A 5,770-nucleotide genomic window follows, 5' to 3' on the forward strand; every position below is an offset into this window, starting at 1 on the left:
AAATCCTCATAAGCCCCGGCACTGAGTCATTTGGATGTAACTTATGAAAACCACAATCTCCATCAAACCGGCGGATGTGAAGAAGGACTGGGTCCTGATCGACGCCGAAGGCCTGATCCTGGGCCGCCTGGCCGCTATCGTGGCCACCCGCCTGCGCGGCAAGCACAAGCCGATCTTCACCCCGCATGTCGACTGCGGCGACAACATCATCATCGTCAACGCCGACAAGGTGAAGCTAACCGGCAAGAAGATGGAAGATTCCGTCTTCTACTACCACACCGGCTATCCCGGCGGCATCAAGGGCCGTAACGTCAAGGAACGCCTGGCCGGCAAGAACCCGCAGACCGTCGTGGAAAAGGCCATTGAGCGCATGATCACGCGCGGCCCGCTGCAGCGCCAGCAGATGAAGAACCTGTACGTCTATGCCGGCGCCGAGCACCCGCACGCCGCCCAGCAGCCGAAGACGCTCGATGTCGGCGCGCTGAACTCCAAGAACAAGAGGGCCTAATCCATGTCCGCGACCACCAATGCTTTTGCCGGTCTGAAGGACCTGACCGCCGGCACCGCCGCCGCTCCGGAAGCCGCCCCGAAGCGTGAGCCCAAGCGCGATGCGCTCGGCCGCTCCTACGCCACCGGCCGCCGCAAGAACGCCATTGCCCGCGTGTGGGTTAAGCCCGGCAAGGGCGAGATCCTGATCAACGGCAAGAAGGCCCCGGTCTATTTCGCCCGTCCGGTGCTGCGCATGCTGATCACCCAGCCCTTCCTGGTGGCTGACCGCTACAACCAGTTCGACGTGTATTGCACCGTCACCGGTGGCGGCCTCTCCGGCCAAGCCGGCGCCGTGCGCCATGGCATCTCCCGCGCGCTGTCGCTCTATGAGCCGGATCTGCGCGGCATCCTGAAGGCCGCCGGGTTCCTCACCCGCGACCCGCGTATGGTCGAGCGTAAGAAGTACGGCAAGCCGAAGGCCCGCCGCTCCTTCCAGTTCTCCAAGCGCTAATCTCTCCGCGCTTCACGAAAAACCCCGGCAAATGCCGGGGTTTTTTTATTACTTCAGAAGCGCCTCGAATTCCGCCACGTGCTCGTAATCGGGCATCAGCTTTACCAGTGCGTCATCACGCGCCGTTGCCGGGTGGGTATAGATTTCCGTCCGTCCCTCCGGCAGCAAGGGCAGCAATTTTTTGATCCGCTCGCGCGTCATGTGGCCTGACCATTTGATCCCGAACACCTGATCCGGCACCTCCAGCCCCCGCGCCTGCAACCGCAGCAGGCGGGTCCAGGCGTAAAGGGCGCGGTCGCCAAAGCTCACCGTCTCCCCGCATGCCGCCATCACAGCGGGCGGCTCAGCCGGAATGCGCAGGCGCTTGAGCCCGTGTTTGCGCCCGGCCTCGATCATCATCCGCGCCACGGTGGGGTGCAGATGCATGTGCTTATGTGCATCCGCGTGATGCAAAGGCAGGCCGGTGGCGGCGAAGGCGGCGAATTGCGCCTCGATCTCGGCGCGCAATTCCCGCCGGGCGGCGGGAGAGAAAAAATATTTCACCCCAAGCCCGGCCTGATCGGTGGAGAAGCGCCCATCCGGCCCGGTGATATGCGGCAGCCGCTCGTGCCCCAGCAGCGAATCGCCATCGACCAGCACCAGATGCAGCCCGACATTCAGCCCCGGCAGCGCCTTGGCACGGCGCACGGCGTCCGCCGCAGCGGGGGCCGCAACCATCAGGCTCGCCTGCGTCAGCCGCCCCTGCCGGTTGGCCTGCTCGACAGCCTCGTTCACCGATTCTGTCAGGCCGAAATCATCGGCGGAAAAGATCACCTCGCGCATGGCGGCGCTCAACTATCATTCCTCGGCACCCAGGGGATGCGGGCAAATGCAATACCGTCTTCCTCCAGCGCCTCGGTCTCCTCGTCGCTGCTTTCACCATAGATGCCGCGCGGCTCGGTCTCGCCGTTGTGGATTCGCCGCGCCTCATCGGCGAAATCCTTGCCGACATAATCGCAATGCTTCTCCACCTCTCCACGCAGCTTTTGCAGCGCGACGCGCACGGCATCGGGGATCACCCCACCCGCGGCGGGCATGCCGCCAGCCGGTTCCGGCGGCAGGATCTCCGCTTCCGCCCGGGCCTTGCGCGGAATGCCCGGCGTCATCAGCGCCCGGCCGACATCGGTGCTGCCGCAGCACGGGCAGGCAACCAGCCCCGCCCCGGCCTGGCTCTCGAAACCGTCACTGTCCTTGAACCAGCCGTCGAACTCATGCCCGGCGGCGCAGCGGAGCTGATAATGGATCATGGCACCAACAACGGATCTAGCTTGCCGGCCTGATCCAGCGCCATCAGGTCGTCGCAGCCGCCAATATGCGCGTCGCCGATGAAGATCTGCGGCACGGTGGTGCGGCCGCCGGAACGGCTGATCGCCTCCTCGCGCGCAGCGGAACCGCGCGGAGCATCAATTTCCTGGAAAGCAACGTCTTTCTGCGTCAGCAGCGCCACCGCGCGGGAACAATAGGGGCAGAAGGGCTGGGTATAGATTTCAATCTCGGCCATTTTCGTCAAATAGCCGAGGAAGCAAACTATGCAAGGCCCGGCTGCTCTAAACGCGGATCGGCCACGCGGGCGGCGGTCAGCACGTCCACGCGGCGGGCGCCGTTGGCCAGCAGCACGCTGGCGCAGGCATTGGCCGTGGCGCCGGAGGTCATCACGTCATCGATCAGCAGCACGCGCTTGCCAGCCACTTCGGCATCCGGGGACAACACAAAAGCGTCTTTCACTTCCTCGCGCCGCCGGCTGGCACCGAAACCCTCCAGCGGCAAAGTCGGCTTCGTGCGCTGAAGCGCGTCCACGCTGAGCGGCCGGCCTGTAAGCCGGGCCAATGCGATGGCAAGCAGCCCCGCCTGGTTGAAACGCCGTGCTTGCAGCCGGGCGCGGTGCAGCGGCACCGGCACCAGCAGGTTGGCCGCCTGCAGCATCTCTTCCCCGGGCCTGCGCATCAGCGCCGCCAGACCCTTCACCGCCTCGGTATGGTCGGCGTATTTCAGCGGCAGGATCATGCGTTTTGCCGTTTCGTCGTAGCGCAGGGCGGCGCGGGCCTGGGTGAAGGCAGGCGGGTGCTCGGCGCAGCTCTCGCACTCCGGCTCGGCGGCATAGGGCATCGGCACGCCACAGATCCGGCAGAACGGCGCGGTGATGAAATTCGCCGCCTTGAAGCAGTTCAGGCAAAACTGCCCCTCTTTCTCCACCGGCGTATCGCAGGCGAGACAAGACGGCGGCAGCAGGGTATCCAGCACCCAACGAAAGAGAGGTTTCATTTGCACCCCATTTTCGAGTTCAAGGCCATGGTGAAGCACCGCGAGCGGGCGGCTGGGCGGATTGCCGCGTTGCTGCCGGTGCTGGAGGATCTGGGCGAGCGGCTGCTCGACAGGCTGGACGACACCAGCCGGCGCTTCGCCACGGCGCTGGATTTCGGCGGCCGCGGGGCGATCGCCCCGATGCTGGCTGAACGGGGGATGGAGGTCGTCTCGGCCGATTTCTCCCCCGCCATGGCGGCGCAAGCCGGCGGCAAGCCGCTGCTGCTGGCCGGTCCGGAGAATTTCGGCCTGCCGGAGAGTGCGTTCGACCTGGTGGTGGCGCATCTGGCCCTGCACTGGCTGGACGACCTGCCCGGCGCGCTGATCCAGCTGAAACGCGCGCTGAAGCCGGAAGGGCTGCTGCTCGCCAGCATGCCGGTGCTGGGTACGCTGCAAACGCTGCGCGAGGCGTTGCTGGACGCCGAGGAAGCGCTCACCGGCGGTGTCAGCCCGCGCATCTCCCCGTTCCCCGAGTTGCGCGACTGCGCCGGGCTGCTCCAGCGCGCGGGCTTCGTCCATCCGGTGGCGGATGTCGAGGAGATCACCTTCCTGTACGCCAACCCGCTGCACCTGTTGCACGAGCTGCGCGACGCCGGAGAGAGCAACGCTTTGCTCGACCGCCAGCGGCGCACCCCGCCGCAAGGGCTGTTCCCCGCCGCGCTGGCGGCACTGCCGGTGCAGGATGGGCGGACGAAGGCTACGCTGCGCATGGCGATCCTGACCGGCTGGGCATCATAAAAACCCCGTCTTGCGGAAGCTCAGCCACCGGCCATTGCCGACGATGACATGGTCGTGCAGCACGATGGAAAGCGCCGATGCCGCCTGCTTGATCTCGCGCGTCATCGAGATGTCGTCGTCCGAGGGCGAGGGATCGCCGCTCGGGTGGTTGTGCACCAGGATGATGGCGGTGGCGTGCAGCTCCAGCGCGCGCCGGACGATCTCGCGCGGATAGACGGGCGTGTGGTTCACCGTGCCCTGGGCCTGCTGCTCATCGGCCAGCAGCCGGTTGCGGTTGTCCAGGAACAGCACGCGGAACTGCTCCACCTTCTCGCGCGCCAGCACCGCCTGCAGATACTCCATCAGCCGGTCCCAGTTGCTCAAAACCGGGCGGTACAGCACCTCGGCCTTGGCCAGGCGCTGCGCCGAAGCCTGCACGATCTTCAGCGCCGCCACCCCGGCCTCGCCCAGCCCCTCGACCGAGAGCAGCTCCGGCACCGAGGCGGAGATGACACTGGCATAAGAACCGAACTTGGCCAGCAGCGCCCGGGCGATAGGCTTGGTGTCCCGCCGCGGCAATGCCAGGAACAGGACCATCTCGATGAGTTCATGCTCGGCGATGGCATCCGGCCCCGCCGCAAGCAGGCGCGCACGCAGCCGGGCCCGATGCCCATCGGTGCCGATGGCCGGCTTTCCGGGGCGGATCTCGGGCGACAATGTCTCAAGCAGCGAAACATCGGCGAAACCGGGCGTTGCAGCTCTTTTGCTCATGACACGCGAAACGTGCCACGACTTCTGGTTTAATGGAAGCTTAACGGCACAATTTTACGCGGCTTTGCGCCCGCTTTACCCAATGCTTACGTAGGCGGCGGCGGTCGTTACGATACCGGCTCATGCTCGGCGTCTTTCTTGCTGGACAGCACCATGTACACCGCCGGAACCACAAACAGCGTGAACATGGTGCCAATGGACAAGCCCCCGGCGATGACCATGCCCATGGCGTAGCGCGATGCCGCCCCCGCTCCGCCGGCGAAAATGAGCGGCACGACGCCGAGCACCATGGCCGCGGTGGTCATCAGGATGGGACGCAGACGGATATTGGCGGCGTATTCTATGGCCGCGCGCTTCTTCATGCCGCGCAGCCGCGCCTCGTTCGCCACCTCGGTCATCAGGATGCCATGCTTGGAGACCAGCCCCATCAGCGTGACCAGCCCGACCTCGGTATAGATGTTCAGCGTCAGCCCGCCAAAGCCGAGATATGTTGCGCGAGACGCCGAACTGCTCGGCCAGCGCCCGCTCCGGCGGCAGCCGATCGCCGGCGCGCAGGCGCCGATCTGAAATTTCTTTGCGAATCTGATCAGCGATTTCCTCGAACGCGCGCAGGTTACGGATGCGGCTGAACTCCGGCCGCCGCGGCGCCGCCACCCGCGCCAGCTTCTTGCGCTTGACTTTCGCGCTGCTCATGTGTTCCATTGGTTCAACCATTGGTATCCTGAACGCGACGCCGCGCGATGTCAAGCGGCAGTGTGGAAAACGGAGGGTAAAGTCCGTGATTTCTTTTGAACTCACCCAGGAACAAAAGCTCGCCCAGTCGATGGTGCAGGAGTTGGCCGCCGCGCAGCTGCGGCCCGCCGCGCGCGACGCCGACGACCGCGAAGCGATCCCGTCGTCGATCCTCGACCAGCTTTGGGCGACCGGAATCGTCCAGTCGCA

10 protein-coding genes and 1 pseudogene are annotated in these 5,770 nt (G+C 65.5%); 4 read left to right on the forward strand and 7 right to left on the reverse strand.

Annotation, left to right across the window (positions count from 1 at the left end; all coding sequences use genetic code 11):
- Positions 1-43 precede the first annotated feature (43 nt).
- Complete coding sequence (gene rplM, locus ACLPJJ_RS08480; RefSeq protein WP_443590526.1) at positions 44-508, forward strand: 50S ribosomal protein L13; 465 nt, start codon at positions 44-46, stop codon at positions 506-508.
- A 3-nt stretch (positions 509-511) separates the two neighbouring features.
- Positions 512-1,000, forward strand: a complete 489-nt coding sequence (rpsI, locus tag ACLPJJ_RS08485; RefSeq protein ID WP_443590528.1) for a 30S ribosomal protein S9 — start codon at positions 512-514, stop codon at positions 998-1,000.
- 48 nt (positions 1,001-1,048) lie between these two features.
- Here the strand turns inward: rpsI and hpnK are convergent, their stop codons facing one another.
- The 4 genes from hpnK to ACLPJJ_RS08505 are packed head-to-tail and all read right to left on the reverse strand — an operon-like array spanning position 1,049 to position 3,301.
- Positions 1,049-1,822 carry a hopanoid biosynthesis-associated protein HpnK gene (gene hpnK, locus ACLPJJ_RS08490; RefSeq protein WP_443590536.1) on the reverse strand — a complete coding sequence of 258 codons (774 nt, stop codon included), beginning with the start codon at positions 1,820-1,822 and terminating at the stop codon, positions 1,049-1,051.
- An 8-nt stretch (positions 1,823-1,830) separates the two neighbouring features.
- On the reverse strand, positions 1,831-2,286 hold the full coding sequence (locus tag ACLPJJ_RS08495) for a DUF1178 family protein (RefSeq protein WP_443590530.1): 456 nt from the start codon (positions 2,284-2,286) through the stop codon (positions 1,831-1,833).
- On the reverse strand, positions 2,283-2,540 hold the full coding sequence (grxC, locus tag ACLPJJ_RS08500) for a glutaredoxin 3 (RefSeq protein ID WP_443590531.1): 258 nt from the start codon (positions 2,538-2,540) through the stop codon (positions 2,283-2,285). The genes ACLPJJ_RS08495 and grxC overlap by 4 nt, the downstream gene beginning before the upstream one ends.
- Positions 2,541-2,566: 26 nt before the next feature.
- Positions 2,567-3,301 (reverse strand): double zinc ribbon domain-containing protein, encoded by a 735-nt coding sequence (locus ACLPJJ_RS08505; RefSeq protein WP_443590532.1) that lies wholly within the window; start codon positions 3,299-3,301, stop codon positions 2,567-2,569.
- Between ACLPJJ_RS08505 and ACLPJJ_RS08510 the strand changes: the two genes are divergently transcribed.
- Positions 3,302-4,078 carry a methyltransferase domain-containing protein gene (locus ACLPJJ_RS08510; protein WP_443590533.1) on the forward strand — a complete coding sequence of 259 codons (777 nt, stop codon included), beginning with the start codon at positions 3,302-3,304 and terminating at the stop codon, positions 4,076-4,078. It begins immediately after the preceding gene.
- Here the strand turns inward: ACLPJJ_RS08510 and radC are convergent.
- The 3 genes and pseudogenes from radC to ACLPJJ_RS08525 all read right to left on the reverse strand — a co-directional run.
- A complete protein-coding gene (radC, locus tag ACLPJJ_RS08515) occupies positions 4,073-4,828 on the reverse strand; it encodes a RadC family protein (protein WP_443590534.1) in 756 nt (251 codons plus the stop codon). The genes ACLPJJ_RS08510 and radC overlap by 6 nt on opposite strands.
- A 107-nt stretch (positions 4,829-4,935) precedes the next feature.
- Positions 4,936-5,418 carry an efflux RND transporter permease subunit gene (locus ACLPJJ_RS08520; RefSeq protein WP_443590537.1) on the reverse strand — a complete coding sequence of 161 codons (483 nt, stop codon included), beginning with the start codon at positions 5,416-5,418 and terminating at the stop codon, positions 4,936-4,938.
- Positions 5,330-5,542 (reverse strand): annotated as a pseudogene (locus ACLPJJ_RS08525) (GntR family transcriptional regulator); the annotation flags it as partial. The gene ACLPJJ_RS08520 and the pseudogene ACLPJJ_RS08525, both read right to left, overlap by 89 nt.
- On the opposite strand from ACLPJJ_RS08525, the gene ACLPJJ_RS08530 reads away from it, so the two are divergent.
- Positions 5,448-5,770: hypothetical protein (locus ACLPJJ_RS08530; RefSeq protein WP_443590539.1), on the forward strand; the 323-nt coding region annotated here is incomplete at its 3' end. The pseudogene ACLPJJ_RS08525 and the gene ACLPJJ_RS08530 sit on opposite strands and share 95 nt — an antisense overlap.

The sequence above is a fragment of the Acidocella sp. genome, assembly GCF_052326845.1.
Lineage (GTDB): Bacteria > Pseudomonadota > Alphaproteobacteria > Acetobacterales > Acetobacteraceae > Acidocella.